This window comes from Pseudomonas sp. R4-84 (assembly GCF_054130985.1).
On the sequence record NZ_CP096390.1, the window covers coordinates 4,731,520 to 4,745,901 of the forward strand.

General features: G+C 58.4%; 15 protein-coding genes and 2 tRNA genes. 1 reads left to right on the forward strand and 16 read right to left on the reverse strand.

Features of this window, described 5'->3' with window-relative positions; translation table 11 throughout:
* Positions 1–7: 7 nt before the first annotated feature.
* The 14 genes from rpsO to rlmE all read right to left on the reverse strand — a co-directional run bounded on the left by rpsO (position 8) and on the right by rlmE (position 13,044).
* Complete coding sequence (gene rpsO, locus M1D68_RS21575) at positions 8–277, reverse strand: 30S ribosomal protein S15 (protein ID WP_011332409.1); 270 nt, start codon at positions 275–277, stop codon at positions 8–10.
* Between the two features lie 143 nt (positions 278–420).
* The gene (truB, locus tag M1D68_RS21580; RefSeq protein WP_420765573.1) at positions 421–1,338 is read right to left on the reverse strand and encodes a tRNA pseudouridine(55) synthase TruB; all 918 of its coding nucleotides are present in this window, start codon (positions 1,336–1,338) and stop codon (positions 421–423) included.
* Positions 1,339–1,341: 3 nt separating this feature from the next.
* The gene (gene rbfA, locus M1D68_RS21585; RefSeq protein WP_181287552.1) at positions 1,342–1,743 is read right to left on the reverse strand and encodes a 30S ribosome-binding factor RbfA; all 402 of its coding nucleotides are present in this window, start codon (positions 1,741–1,743) and stop codon (positions 1,342–1,344) included.
* A 159-nt stretch (positions 1,744–1,902) separates the two neighbouring features.
* Positions 1,903–4,422, reverse strand: a complete 2,520-nt coding sequence (gene infB / locus M1D68_RS21590; protein ID WP_434560715.1) for a translation initiation factor IF-2 — start codon at positions 4,420–4,422, stop codon at positions 1,903–1,905.
* 27 nt (positions 4,423–4,449) lie between these two features.
* Positions 4,450–5,931 (reverse strand): transcription termination factor NusA, encoded by a 1,482-nt coding sequence (gene nusA, locus M1D68_RS21595; RefSeq protein WP_420765576.1) that lies wholly within the window; start codon positions 5,929–5,931, stop codon positions 4,450–4,452.
* A gap of 59 nt (positions 5,932–5,990) precedes the next feature.
* Positions 5,991–6,449: a ribosome maturation factor RimP gene (rimP, locus tag M1D68_RS21600; RefSeq protein WP_420765577.1), complete on the reverse strand. Its 459-nt coding sequence runs from the start codon at positions 6,447–6,449 to the stop codon at positions 5,991–5,993.
* Positions 6,450–6,585: 136 nt separating this feature from the next.
* Positions 6,586–6,662: transfer RNA gene (locus M1D68_RS21605), tRNA-Met, on the reverse strand.
* A gap of 97 nt (positions 6,663–6,759) precedes the next feature.
* Positions 6,760–6,845, reverse strand: a tRNA-Leu gene (locus M1D68_RS21610).
* A gap of 21 nt (positions 6,846–6,866) precedes the next feature.
* A complete protein-coding gene (gene secG, locus M1D68_RS21615; protein ID WP_420765658.1) occupies positions 6,867–7,250 on the reverse strand; it encodes a preprotein translocase subunit SecG in 384 nt (127 codons plus the stop codon).
* A 4-nt stretch (positions 7,251–7,254) separates the two neighbouring features.
* Entirely contained in the window at positions 7,255–8,010 is a 756-nt protein-coding gene (gene tpiA, locus M1D68_RS21620) for a triose-phosphate isomerase (protein ID WP_420765578.1), read from the reverse strand.
* Between the two features lie 66 nt (positions 8,011–8,076).
* A complete protein-coding gene (glmM, locus tag M1D68_RS21625; RefSeq protein WP_457968279.1) occupies positions 8,077–9,414 on the reverse strand; it encodes a phosphoglucosamine mutase in 1,338 nt (445 codons plus the stop codon).
* Between the two features lie 16 nt (positions 9,415–9,430).
* A complete protein-coding gene (gene folP, locus M1D68_RS21630) occupies positions 9,431–10,282 on the reverse strand; it encodes a dihydropteroate synthase (RefSeq protein WP_434607838.1) in 852 nt (283 codons plus the stop codon).
* An 8-nt stretch (positions 10,283–10,290) separates the two neighbouring features.
* Positions 10,291–12,201, reverse strand: coding sequence for an ATP-dependent zinc metalloprotease FtsH (ftsH, locus tag M1D68_RS21635; RefSeq protein ID WP_420765581.1), 1,911 nt, complete (start codon positions 12,199–12,201; stop codon positions 10,291–10,293).
* Positions 12,202–12,393: 192 nt separating this feature from the next.
* On the reverse strand, positions 12,394–13,044 hold the full coding sequence (gene rlmE / locus M1D68_RS21640; protein ID WP_039592319.1) for a 23S rRNA (uridine(2552)-2'-O)-methyltransferase RlmE: 651 nt from the start codon (positions 13,042–13,044) through the stop codon (positions 12,394–12,396).
* Positions 13,045–13,151: 107 nt separating this feature from the next.
* On the opposite strand from rlmE, the gene M1D68_RS21645 reads away from it, so the two are divergent.
* A complete protein-coding gene (locus M1D68_RS21645; protein ID WP_181287543.1) occupies positions 13,152–13,460 on the forward strand; it encodes a YhbY family RNA-binding protein in 309 nt (102 codons plus the stop codon).
* Positions 13,461–13,470: 10 nt separating this feature from the next.
* Here the strand turns inward: M1D68_RS21645 and M1D68_RS21650 are convergent, their stop codons facing one another.
* Both M1D68_RS21650 and greA read right to left on the reverse strand, forming a co-directional pair.
* Positions 13,471–13,875 carry an MFS transporter gene (locus M1D68_RS21650; RefSeq protein ID WP_420765582.1) on the reverse strand — a complete coding sequence of 135 codons (405 nt, stop codon included), beginning with the start codon at positions 13,873–13,875 and terminating at the stop codon, positions 13,471–13,473.
* Between the two features lie 28 nt (positions 13,876–13,903).
* Entirely contained in the window at positions 13,904–14,380 is a 477-nt protein-coding gene (gene greA, locus M1D68_RS21655; RefSeq protein WP_420765659.1) for a transcription elongation factor GreA, read from the reverse strand.
* Positions 14,381–14,382 lie beyond the last annotated feature (2 nt).

A 14,382-nucleotide genomic window follows, 5' to 3' on the forward strand; every position in this document is an offset into this window, starting at 1 on the left:
TCGCTGATTAGCGACGCAGACCCAGGCGAGCGATCAGAGCGCTGTAACGGCTCACGTCCTTGCCTTTCAGGTAGTCCAGCAGTTTACGGCGCTGGTTTACCATGCGGATCAGACCACGACGGGAGTGGTGATCTTTACCGTTGGCCTTGAAGTGACCTTGCAGTTTGTTGATGTTGGCGGTCAGCAGTGCAACTTGCACTTCTGGCGAACCAGTGTCACCAACAGCTTGCTGGTAGTCAGCTACGATTTGAGCTTTTTCTTGAACGTCGAGAGCCATGAGGCAATCCTTTTAGTCAGGAAACTGTTTCAATGAAACAGCTTCAACAGGCCAGGGACAAATCCCTGTATCTATAAATGAGTAGTGACCGTGCCTGTTAACAGCCACACTCGCCAGCCTGTTGTTACGCAGGCTGGTTCCGGTCATTCCGACCGAATCAATCGACGTGGCGCAATGCGCCCGTCTTCGCTCACTTCACCGATACCGATGAAGCGACCATTGTGATCCTGTACCCGAACCATGCCGAACTTCGGCGCATCCGGGGCACGTACTGGCTGGCCGTTGAGCCAGTAGAACGCACTGTGTTCAGAGAACTGCAGCAGCGGCCAGTCGAGCAAACCGCTGTCCGACGGCATCAGGAAACGGTCGACCGCTTCATTCCCGCCTTCGGCATGCACGGCTTCGAGCTCTTCCAACGTGACCGTCTGGGCTAACGTGAAAGGCCCGGCCTGGGTCCGTCGCAATTCTGCCACGTACGCGCCACAGCCGAGTTGCTCGCCGATATCCTCCACCAGGGTACGGATATAGGTGCCTTTGCTGCAATCCACGGCTAGCCGTGCAGTATTACCGTCAAAGGCCAGCAATTCCAAGCGCGCAATAGTAACAGAACGCGGTTCACGCTCCACTACTTCACCTGCACGGGCCAGTTTGTACAACGGCTGTCCATCGCGCTTGAGGGCAGAGTACATCGGCGGTATCTGACTGATTTGCCCGCGAAACTTCGGCAAGACCGCCTCGATATCCGTCTGACCAACGGTCACCGGGCGTTCCAGCAAAACCTCACCTTCGGCGTCCGCCGTGGTGGTGGTCTTGCCCAACTGCGCCAGGGTTTCATAACCCTTGTCGGAATCGAGCAGGTACTGGGAGAACTTGGTCGCCTCGCCGAAACACAGGGGCAGCACGCCAGTAGCCAGCGGATCGAGACTACCGGTGTGGCCAGCCTTCTCGGCGTTGAGCAACCAGCGAACCTTCTGCAGGGCTGCGTTGGAGGTGAATCCCAACGGTTTGTCGAGCAGAATGATACCGCTGACATTACGACGGATACGTTTGACCTGAGCCACCGGTTACTCCTTGGTGTCTTCGGGTTCAGCCGCAGCCGGGTGCTGGCTGTCTTCAGCCACGGCGCGCTCGATCAGCGCTGACAGATGCGCGCCTCGCACGACGCTTTCGTCGTAGTGGAAGTGCAACTGCGGAACGCTGCGCAGCTTCATCTCCCGGGCCAACTGCATGCGCAGGAAGCCGGCGGCCGAGTTGAGCACCTTGATGCTCTGGGCGATTTCTTCGGCGCTGTCCTGGCCCATCACGGTGATGAAAATCTTGGCATGACCGACGTCACGGCTGACTTCCACTGCGGTAATGGTGACCAGGCCGACGCGCGGGTCCTTGACTTCGCGACGGATCAGTTGGGCCAGCTCGCGCTGCATCTGATCGCCGATTCGTTGGGTACGGCTGTATTCTTTTGCCATGTCTTGTTACCTGTTACTGCCCCACGGTGAAACCCGCGAGGTCTGAAAGCGGCAAACGCCCGGCCTGGCAAAAGCCAGACCGGGCGTTGCGTTTAGAGTCCGCCTGCACGGCAGCGCATGTTCATGCGGCTGCCCGATGCGGCTCTTGAAGTGCGCGAGTCAGAGGCTGCGAGCAACCTGGACCTTCTCGAAGACTTCGATCTTGTCGCCAACCTTGACGTCGTTGTAGCTCTTGACGCCAATACCGCACTCCATGCCGGCACGCACTTCGGAAGCGTCATCCTTGAAGCGGCGCAGGGATTCCAGCTCGCCTTCGAAGATAACGATGTCTTCACGCAATACACGGATAGGACGGTTACGGTGAACGACACCTTCGATCACCATGCAACCGGCGATCGCACCGAACTTCGGCGAACGGAACACATCGCGAACTTCGGCCACGCCCAGGATGTTCTCCCGCACGTCGCTGCCCAACATACCGGTCAACGCTTTCTTGACGTCTTCGATGATGTCGTAGATCACGTTGTAGTAACGCATATCCAGGCCTTCCTGCTCGACGATCTTGCGAGCACCGGCATCGGCACGCACGTTGAAGCCAAACAGTACAGCGTTGGAGGCGAGTGCCAGGTTGGCGTCGGATTCGGTGATACCACCGACACCGCCACCGACCACGCGCACTTGCACTTCGTCGTTACCCAGGCCGTTCAGAGCGCCCTGCAAAGCTTCCAGCGAGCCACGGACGTCGGATTTGAGGACGATGTTGAGCGTCTTCTTCTCTTCCTGGCCCATGTTCTCGAAGATGTTCTCCAGCTTGCCGGCGTGAGCACGGGCCAGCTTGACTTCGCGGAACTTGCCTTGACGGAACAGCGCGACTTCACGGGCTTTCTTCTCGTCAGCCACAACGCTCATTTCGTCGCCAGCGTCCGGAGTCCCGTCCAGGCCGAGGATCTCGACCGGGATAGCCGGACCGGCTTCCTTGATTGGCTTGCCGTTCTCGTCGAGCATGGCGCGCACGCGGCCATAGTTCGAACCGACCAGCACCATGTCGCCTTGGCGCAGGGTACCGTCCTGGACGAGCACGGTCGCCACCGGGCCGCGGCCCTTGTCGAGGCGCGATTCAACCACCACGCCACGGCCTGGAGCCGAAGGCGTAGCGGTCAATTCCAGAACCTCGGCCTGCAACAGGACAGCTTCGAGCAGTTCGTCGACGCCAGTACCCATCTTCGCGGAAACCGGGACGAATGGAGTGTCGCCACCCCACTCTTCAGAGGTCACGCCGTGAACCGACAGTTCGCTGCGGATGCGATCGAGATCAGCGCCCGGCTTGTCGATCTTGTTCACTGCAACCACCAGCGGCACGCCAGCTGCCTGGGCATGCTGAACAGCTTCGATGGTTTGCGGCATGACGCCGTCGTCCGCCGCGACCACCAGGATCACGATGTCGGTGGCCTTGGCACCACGGGCACGCATCGCGGTAAACGCGGCGTGACCCGGGGTGTCGAGGAACGTCACCATGCCGCGGTCGGTTTCAACGTGGTAGGCGCCGATGTGCTGGGTAATACCGCCAGCCTCGCCCGCCGCAACCTTGGCGCGACGAATGTAGTCGAGCAGCGACGTCTTACCATGGTCAACGTGACCCATGACGGTCACGACCGGCGCGCGGGCGACCGCTTCACCTTCGAACTTCAGCGACTCGGCCAGGGAATCTTCCAGGGCGGTGTCGCTGACCAGGGTCACTTTGTGGCCCAGTTCTTCGGCGACCAGCTGGGCAGTTTCCTGATCCAGTACCTGGTTGATGGTGGCCGGGGTACCCAGCTTGAACATGAACTTGATGATTTCAGCAGCCTTGACCGACATCTGCTGGGCCAGGTCGCCCACAGTGATGGTCTCGCCGATCTTCACTTCGCGCACGACAGGGCCGGTAGGGCTCTGGAAACCGTGGGCGTTGCGTTTCTTCAGCTTGGCCTTGCCGCGACCGCCGCGACGGAAGCCATCGCTTTCTTCGTCGGTAGTACGAGGCGCAACGCGTGGAGCCGGCGCCTTTTCCTTGACCGAAGCACGATGAGGAGCATTCTTGCGCTCGCCATCGTTACCGCCACGACGGTTGTCGTCGGCACGTGGCTTGTCGGGACGACGCTGCTCATCGCGCTTGCGAGTGTCGGCCGGAGCCGGCGCTGGTGCCGCGACCGGTGCGGCTTCACGCACAGGCTCGGCTACCGGGGCCGCAGCCTCGACAGCTTCGACTGGAGCGGGTTGCGCAGCAGCAGGCTGGCGACGCGCTTCTTCTTCAGCGCGACGCTTGGCTTCTTCTTCAGCCTTCTGGCGAGCAGCATTTTCCACTGCACGACGTTCTTCCAGTTCGCGTTTGCGCTCGGCTTCGATTTCTTCCGGGCTGCGCTGTACGAAGACTTTCTTCTTGCGTACTTCAACGCTGATGCTTTTGCTACCGGCAACACGCAGGGTGCTGGTGGTTTTACGCTGCAGTGTGATCTTGCGCGGTTCTTCCACTTTCGCCTTGTGACTGCTCTTCAAGTGAGTCAGCAGGGACTGCTTCTCACTGTCGGTCACATGTTCCTCGGCGGCGGTGTGCGGCAGACCTGCCTCACGCATCTGCTGCAACAGGCGCTCTACCGGTGTTTTGACCTCATCGGCCAGTTGTTTCACCGTGACTTGCGTCATGCACTTCTCTCCTCAGGCCGCGCCTAATTACTCGAACCAGTGGGCTCGGGCGGCCATGATCAACTTGCCGGCACGATCATCGTCAATGCCGTCGATGTCGAGCAGGTCGTCAATAGACTGCTCGGCCAGGTCTTCGCGGGTAATTACGCCGCGCACCGCCAGTTCCATCGCCAAATCCTTGTCCATGCCCTCAAGCGAGAGCAGGTCTTCGGCCGGATGGGCGTCTGCCAGCTTTTCCTCAGTAGCGATGGCTTTGGTCAACAAACGATCCTTGGCCCGAGCGCGAAGCTCGTTGACGATTTCCTCGTCAAAGCCGTCGATGTTGAGCATTTCTTCCACCGGTACGTAGGCAATCTCTTCCAGGCTGGTAAAGCCCTCATCCACCAGCACCTGCGCCAGCTCTTCATCGACTTCAAGCTCTTCGATGAAGTTGCGCAGGATGTCGCCGGTTTCAGCTTGCTGCTTAGCCTGGATGTCCGATTCGGTCATCACGTTCAGGGTCCAGCCAGTCAATTGGCTGGCCAGACGCACGTTCTGACCACCGCGACCGATGGCCTGAGCGAGATTGTCTGCGCCAACGGCGATGTCCATGGCGTGGGCATCTTCGTCGACGATAATTGCCGCCACTTCAGCAGGCGACATGGCATTGATCACGAACTGAGCCGGGTTGTCGTCCCAGAGGACGATGTCCACACGCTCGCCGCCCAACTCGCCGGATACGGCCTGAACACGCGAACCACGCATGCCGATGCAGGCACCTTGCGGGTCGATGCGCTTGTCCTTGGAGCGGACCGCGATCTTGGCGCGCGAACCCGGATCACGGGACGCGGCCATGACTTCGATCAGACCTTCAGCAATTTCCGGCACTTCGATGCGGAACAGCTCGATCAGCATTTCCGGCGCGGTACGCGACAGGATCAGCTGCGGGCCCCGGTTCTCGGTGCGGATTTCCTTGAGCAGCGCGCGCAAACGCACGCCGACCCGGAAGGTTTCGCGAGAAATGATGTCTTCACGGGCCAGCAACGCTTCGGCGTTGTTGCCCAGGTCGACGATCACGTTGTCGCGTGTCACTTTTTTCACGGTGCCGGAGATGATTTCTCCCAGGCGCTCGCGATAAGCGTCAACAACTTGTGCGCGCTCGGCTTCGCGAACTTTCTGCACAATGACCTGCTTGGCAGTCTGTGCAGCGATGCGACCGAACTCGATGGATTCGATTTTTTCTTCGACGACATCGCCGACCTTGGCGCCCGGGTGCGTTTCCGCGACCTTGCTCGGCCAGGTTTCGATAGCCGGATCGTCCAGGTCCTCTTCCTCGACTACCGTCCAGCGACGGAAAGTCTCGTAGGCACCGGTGTGGCGATTGATTTCCACACGCAGATCAACTTCGTCTTCGAACCGCTTCTTGGTAGCAGTGGCCAGGGCCAGCTCCAGCGCTTCAAAAATAACGTTAGCCGGTACGCCCTTTTCATTGGATACCGACTCAACAACCAGCAGTACTTCTTTGCTCATCGTACGCCTCGCCTTTCGCAAGCCATTGGATCCGCGGGATCCGCAGTATCTGGCACGTATCAGTCAAAACTGGGAATAATGTTGGCCTTGTCGATCATATCGATCGGCAACAGGAATTCGTGTTCGTCTACTTGAACCACGACGTCCTGCTCTTCTACACCGCGTAGAAGGCCTTGGAAGTTGCGTCGACCTTCGAAAGGCGAGCGCAGCCTGATTTTCACTTGTTCACCGGCAAACAAAGCGAACTGCTCAAGGGTGAACAGAGGGCGCTCCATGCCAGGCGAGGAAACTTCAAGGGTGTATTCGGATGTGATTGGATCTTCAACATCCAGCACACCGCTGATCTGACGGCTGACAATGGCGCAATCGTCCACCAGCACACCGCCTTCTTTATCAATATAAACGCGCAACATTGAGTGGCGACCTTGAGCCGAAAACTCAATACCCCAGCATTCATAGCCTAGGGCCACGACCACCGGGGCCAACAAGGCCTGCAACTCTTCTAGCTTGCTCGACACCTGAACCCCCTCGTGCATGTAGTGCATGCTGTGCAAAATAAAAAATGGGCGAAACGCCCATCCTTGAAACGCCGTTGAACAGCGGCGTTGTAAAGTGTCCAGCTAACAAAAAGCCCCTTGGAAGGGGCCCTGAAACTGGTTGCGGGAGCCGGATTTGAACCGACGACCTTCGGGTTATGAGCCCGACGAGCTACCAGGCTGCTCCATCCCGCGACAAAGCTGGGGCGGAAGTATACGACCGATCCCTTATAGGGTCAATGTAACCCTTCCACCTACAAGAAAGCCCGCAATAGCGGGCTCTCCTGATAATTGGTACCGAGAAGGGGACTCGAACCCCTACACCCTATGGGCACAACCACCTCAAGGTTGCGTGTCTACCAATTCCACCACCTCGGCAATACAGCGTTTGAAACTTTCTTACTTCTGCTCTTGAGCTGGAGGCACGTCAGTCGCCGAGTTGGCTGACTTTTGCTCTTGAAGCACCGGGACATCATCAGAAACCGGTTGTTGCTTTGGCGCTTCCAACACCGCTGGGTTTGGCAAACCTACCTGAGTCAGCTCATGAGCCTTCTCTTTAGCAAAGTAACCTAACCCTAAGCTGGTTATGAAGAAACCGGCGGCGAGTATAGCAGTAAACTTACTAAGAAAGGTAGAGGAACCTTGGCTTCCGAATACAGTATTTGAAGCACCTGCACCAAAAGACGCACCAGCATCCGCACCTTTACCCTGCTGCAGCAATACGAGAGCGACAACACCCAGCGCGCCCAGCAGATGAAAAACGACTACGACTGTTTCCAGCATTTTTTCAGTTTCCCGCGGCGCGACAGATCGCACCGAACTCATCTGCATTCAGGGACGCTCCACCAATGAGCCCCCCATCGATATCCGGCATGCCGAACAGTTCGACCGCATTGGCCGCCTTCACGCTGCCGCCGTAGAGAAGCCGCACACCTCGTGCCACTTCAGAATTTTCTGCCGCCAGCTGCGCGCGGATGGCGGCGTGCACATCCTGCGCCTGCTGCGGCGAAGCCGTCAGTCCGGTACCAATGGCCCAGACAGGCTCGTAAGCGATGACCGCCTTGGCAAAGGCTCCGACACCCAGGTCCTCGATAATGCTACCCAGTTGGCGCCCTACCACTTCAAGCGTCTGCCCGGATTCACGCTGTTCCAGGGTCTCCCCTACGCACAGCACCGGAACAAGGCCACAGGCCTGGGCCGCAGCAAACTTGCGGATCAGGGCTTTATCCTGCTCGCCCATGATCATGCGGCGCTCGGAGTGCCCTACCAGAACCAGCGAACAACCTGCATCAACGAGCTGGCTCGGTGCAATCTCACCGGTCAACGCGCCTTGCATCGATTCCACCGCAGAGTTCTGCGCACCGATCGAAATCGACTTGCCTTTCAAGCCATCAACCACTTGGTTGATATACAGGCAAGGCGGGAATACCGCGACATCAACACCGCTTGGCAAGGCCAGACTACGAAGGCCTTTGATCAGCTCAGCGACGCTGGCGCGGGTACCGTGCATCTTCCAGTTACCAGCTACCATAGGGCGACGCATGCTGTACCTCGTCGGTCAAAGTGGGCGCAGATGTTACCCAACCGTTTCATGACTGGCAAGCCGAATTCAGGCAGAAACTTCAGTAACGAGTTTTGCCAACTCTTCGGCATAACCACGGACCTGTGCTTCATCCTCGCCTTCGACCATTACACGCACCAAAGGCTCTGTCCCTGACTTGCGCAACAATACCCTTCCGCGCCCAGCCATCGCCTGGGTCACTCGCTCGCTGGCTTGCTTGACCATCGTGTGTTCGAGTGGATTCACACCGCCACCGAAACGTACGTTGATCAATACCTGCGGACACTTGCGCAACGCCTGGCGCGACTGGGCGAGCCCTTCGTTGCGCGCCTTGAGCGCCATCAGCACCTGCAACGCGGCAATGATCGCATCACCGGTGGTGGTATGGTCGAAGCAAACGATGTGTCCCGAGTTCTCGCCACCAATCACCCAACTGCGCTCCAGCAGCTCGGAAATCACGTAGCGGTCGCCCACATTGGCGCGCACGAAGGGAATATCCAGGTCAGCCAGGGCCAGCTCAAGTCCGAGGTTGCTCATCAATGTCCCGACAACACCACCTTGCAGCTTGCCCCGACCGTGCAAATCACGAGCAATAATGAACAGCAGCTCATCACCGTCGACAACCGTACCGGTGTGGTCGACCATCAGCACTCGGTCGCCATCACCGTCAAAGGCGATACCGAGATCCGCATGCTCAGCCAGTACAGCCGCCTGCAATGCCTCGGTGTGGGTCGAACCGCAGTTATGGTTGATGTTCAGCCCGTTAGGCTGGGCAGAAAGCACCACCACCTCGGCGCCCAGCTCTCGAAAAACGCTCGGTGCGACTTTGTAGGTTGCTCCATGGGCACAATCGACAACGATCTTCAGCCCCGAAAAACTGGTACCGGTTGGAACACTGCCTTTGCAGAATTCGATGTAGCGGCCCGATGCGTCGTTGATCCGGGATACCTTGCCGATCTTGCCCGACTCAACCACCGTCATGGGCGCGTCCAGCAACTCTTCAATCATCAGTTCGATTTCGTCCGGCAGCTTGGTGCCCTTGCCGGAGAAGAATTTAATGCCGTTGTCGTCATGAGGGTTATGCGACGCACTGATCACAATGCCAGCCTGCGCCTGGAATGTACGCGTCAGGTAGGCGATGGCAGGTGTAGGCATCGGCCCGAGCAGCATGACATCGGCACCAGCGGAGGTCAGGCCGGCCTCAAGGGCCGATTCGAACATGTAACCGGATATGCGCGTGTCCTTTCCGACCAGGACCTTGCAGGCCCCCATCTTTCGGAACGCCATGCCGGCAGCCCAGCCAAGCTTGAGCATGAAATCGGGGGTAATGGGGTATTCGCCGACCCGACCACGGATACCGTCGGTGCCAAAGTATTTTTTGCTCATAAGTGCTCCATCATTCTTATTCGGCTGAATCCACCGCGGCGATCATCCGCACGACATCCATTGTTTCGATCACATCATGCACCCGTAATATACGCGCGCCTTTCGTAATGGCCAGGGCCGCCAGGGCGAGACCTCCATAGAGGCGCTCTCCTACCGGACGCCCCAGGGCGTTGCCTATCATGCTCTTTCGCGAAACCCCAACCAATAAGGGTCGCCCAAGGGCATGCAAGGCTTCCATATGTTTGAACAGGCTTAGATTGTGGGCCACTGTCTTCGCAAAACCGAATCCAGGGTCAAGGATAATGCGCTCGGCGGGAATGCCCACGGCAGCGCACTGGTTCATGCGCTCCGCCAGGAACTCGCCCACCTCCTTGGTCACGTCGTCATAATGCGGGTCGTCCTGCATGGTTCCAGGCTCGCCCAGCATATGCATCAGGCAAACCGGCAGGCCCGTGGCGGCGGCCGCATCCAGAGCGCCATCTCGACGCAAGGAGCGAACATCATTGATAAGCCCCGCCCCCAAGCGCGCCGCCTCCCGCATGACTGCCGGCGTGGACGTATCGACTGAGATGACGACATCGAGCTCGCGATGGATGCGCTCGACAATCGGCGCCACTCGCTCCAGCTCTTCCGTAGGCGAAACCGCCCGCGCACCGGGACGAGTGGACTCTCCGCCAACATCGATCAACGTCGCGCCAGCGCAGACCATGGCTTGCGCATGTCGCAACGCAGCGTCGAGCTGACTGAAGCGCCCACCATCGGAAAAGGAATCTGGAGTGACATTGAGGATGCCCATGACATGCACACGGGCCAAATCAAGAACCCGGTTGCCGCAAGGCAACCGGGTCGAGGACTGAACAGAAGTCATTTCAAGCCTTAAACGTCGGCAGCCGGGCCGCCGATGGGTGTTTCCGGGCGCTCGCCCTGCACCGCCGGAGGCGTACCTGAGGCACCCGTGCCACCGGACCAATCCCGAGGCTCACGTGGCGTGCGGCCTGCCATGATGTCGTCGATCTGCTCGGCATCGATGGTTTCATATTTCATCAAGGCATCAGCCATCGCATCCAGCTTGTCGCGATTGTCCGTGAGGATCTGCTTCGCCGTGCCGTAGCAGTGGTCGATGATGCTGCGAACTTCAGTGTCAATGAGCTTGGCAGTCTCACCGGAGAAGCTTGCATGTTGACCACCGCCACCGCGGCCAAGGAACACTTCGCCTTCTTCCTCGGCATACATCAGCGGCCCGAGCTTCTCGGACAAGCCCCACTTGGTCACCATGTTTCGCGCAATCTGGCTGGCACGCATGATGTCGTTTGACGCACCAGTCGTCACGCCATCGAAACCCAACGTCATCTCTTCAGCGATACGACCGCCGTACAGCGAACAGATCTGGCTGATCAAGGCACGCTTGGAGAGGCTGTAGCGGTCTTCTTCCGGCAGGAACATCGTCACACCCAGCGCGCGACCGCGCGGGATGATCGAAACCTTGTAAACCGGATCATGCTCAGGCACTACTCGACCGACGATAGCGTGACCCGCCTCGTGGTAAGCCGTGTTCTGTTTTTCCTTTTCCGACATGACCATCGATTTGCGCTCGGCGCCCATCATGATCTTGTCCTTGGCCAATTCGAACTCTTTCATTTCAACGACGCGCTTGCCGGAACGGGCCGCGAACAACGACGCTTCGTTTACCAGGTTCGCCAGATCCGCACCGGAGAAACCCGGCGTACCGCGGGCGATGACCGCTGGAGCGACATCGTCACCCATTGGCACCTTGCGCATGTGGACCTTCAGGATCTGCTCGCGACCGCGGATGTCTGGCAGCCCCACCACGACTTGGCGGTCGAAACGACCTGGACGCAACAGCGCGGGGTCAAGCACGTCAGGACGGTTGGTGGCGGCAATCACGATGATGCCATCGTTCATTTCAAAACCGTCCATCTCCACCAGCAACTGGTTGAGGGTTTGCTCACGTTCGTCGTGACCACCACCCATACCAGCACCACGGTGACGACCGACCGCGTCGATTTCGTCGATGAAGATGATGCACGGGGCGTGTTTCTTGGCTTGTTCGAACATGTCACGAACACGGCTGGCGCCCACGCCGACGAACATTTCGACAAAGTCGGAGCCGGAAATCGTGAAGAACGGCACTTTCGCTTCGCCGGCAATCGCCTTGGCCAACAGCGTTTTACCTGTCCCCGGCGGGCCAACCATCAGCACGCCACGTGGGATGCGGCCACCCAGGCGTTGGAACTTGCCCGGATCGCGCAGAAACTCGACCAGCTCACCCACTTCTTCCTTGGCCTCATCGCAACCCGCGACGTCGGCAAGGGTGGTCTTGACCTGATCTTCGGACAACAGCCGCGCCTTGCTCTTGCCGAAGCTCATCGGCCCGCCCTTGCCTCCGGCTCCACCCTGCATCTGGCGCATGAAGAACATGAACACCGCAATGATCACAAGGATAGGGAAGCTGGCGACCAGAAGCTGGGTCCAGATGCTTTGCTGCTCGGGCTGCTTGCCTTCGATCACGACATGATTGTCCACCAAGTCGCCGATCAGGCCGTTGTCCTGGATAGCCGGACGAATGGTCTTGAAAGTGTCGCCATCGGCGCGCTTGCCGGTAATCACATAGCCATCAACGGCTACGCGCTCGACCTTGCCTTCCTTGACCTGCTGGAGGAAGTCGGAATAGTTGAGGGTCTGCGGCTCGTTAGGGCTGGAGAAGTTGTTCATCACGGTCACAAGGACAGCAGCGATGATCAACCACAGGATCAGATTCTTTGCCATATCGTTCAATTAACTACCCTCTGAAGCAAGCTCCGCTACTGGCGCGCGCTTCGCATGATATTCACCGGCCTAACTTACTACATTACCTGCGACTTGGCAGGCGCCGTCTGTAACCCTTTGTGAAACTTTGACTCGCGTAATTTTCGTTACCTGCCATTTTCAAGGCGAGACAAAAAAAACTATCGCCCCTGATTAAAGACGCTCATCACTGGCAGCGCCTTCAATCCCGCGGAACCCACGCGCCAGCAGGTACTGCTCGCGAGAACGGTCACGGGACGACAACGGCTTGCGCATCTGCACTTTGTCGAACAGCTTGCGGATACCCTTATGGTACTCATCGAAGCCCTCACCCTGGAAAACCTTGATCAGGAAATCACCACCCGGACGCAGAACCCGCCCAGCCAGATCCAGGGCCAGCTCGCTCAGAAACATCGCACGAGGCATGTCGACAGCCGCTAATCCACTCATATTGGGGGCCATATCGGAAATCACAAGGTCGACTTCGGTATTTCCGACGGCCTCCAGGATTTTCGCCAACACCGCGTCTTCCGTGAAGTCGCCCTGGATGAAGGTGACATCGGGGATGCCGTCCATTTCCAGGATATCGGAAGCGATCAGCCGCCCCTGGCCGCCAATCAGACGACTGGTTACTTGCGACCAGCCTCCCGGCGCTGCGCCGAGATCGATCACGGTCATGCCAGGACGAATCAGGCGATCTTTTTCCTGGATCTCCAGCAATTTATAGCTGGCGCGCGAACGATAGCCGTCTTTTTGCGCCATTTTGACGTACGGGTCGTTGAAATGTTCTTTGAGCCAGTTCTGGCTAGTCTTGGAACGGGCCACGGGCCACCTCTAAAAAATAAATCGCGTCGTGATTAACTGGGCGGTCCCGGACTCGCTCGGGTAAACTGGCCGCCGCTTTTTACAAGATCAGACGCAGGGGTCAGATTATGCCGCTCACTCAAGAGCAGAAGAAACAATACAAATCCATTGGCCACCATCTGAAACCGGTTTTGACTGTGGCTGACAACGGTTTGACTGAGGGTGTGCTCGCCGAACTGGAACGCGCCTTGGGCGATCACGAGCTGATCAAGATCAAGCTCAACATCCTCGACCGCGAAGCCCGCCTGGCTGCCGTTGCCGAACTGTGTAAAGTCGGAAAGGCAGACCTCGTGCAGGTCATCGGCAAGATGGCGCTGATTTACCGCAAGAACTTCAGCGTCAACAAGCAATTGTCGAACGTTCACCGCTTCAAGTGATACCAAAGGGTCAAGGGTGTGCTTCGCACACCCTGCCGCTCCAGCCGGGGACCGGTTGCAACACTAGCACCAATCCGGAAAAGCCCAGTATCAGATAACTGAATACCTGCCACTGCGTTGCACTTGGCCAACCGAGACGCACCGCCAGGAACATCCCGCATGCGTACAACGACATGAGCAGCAATTGCCCACGAATGTCGCGCCATAGACTGACAAAACCCTCAGCCTGAACCAACACCAGTGCCTGAAACAGCACGCACGCTGCGGAAAATCCCACCAGCAGCGCCGTCAGCATGCTCGCGATTTCATCGATAAGCAGCGGCGCCAGGCCAATTTTGCCCAGTACCGGCAGCAGACCGATGTGCAGCAACCAGACGCCGCCCACCCACAACATCTGGGCGAGCTGCCAGATCATGGCGCCCGCTCGCAGCGGGCGCCTTCGTTCAGATATGACGGACTTCGACAATCTCATACTCGATGACACCGCCAGGCGTCTTCACGGCAACCACGTCACCCTCTTCCTTGGCAATCAAGGCACGGGCGATAGGGGAACCGACTGAAATCTTGCCGAGCTTGATGTCCGCCTCGTCCTCGCCAACGATCTGGTAAGTGACGCTTTCATCAGTCTCGACGTTGGCGATTTCCACGGTGGTGCCGAAAATCACTTTGCCAGTGTGCGGGATCGTGGTGACATCGATAATCACCGCGTTCTGCATACGGCCTTCGATGTCACGGATACGCGCCTCGACCATGCCCTGCTCTTCACGGGCAGCGTGGTATTCGGCGTTTTCCTTCAGGTCGCCCAGCTCACGGGCCTCACCGATGGCCTGGCTCAAGCGAGGACGCTCGACCTTGGTCAGGTGAGCGTGCTCTTCTTCCAGGGCGCGAGCGCCCTGAACGGTCATGGGGTACTTGGTTATGC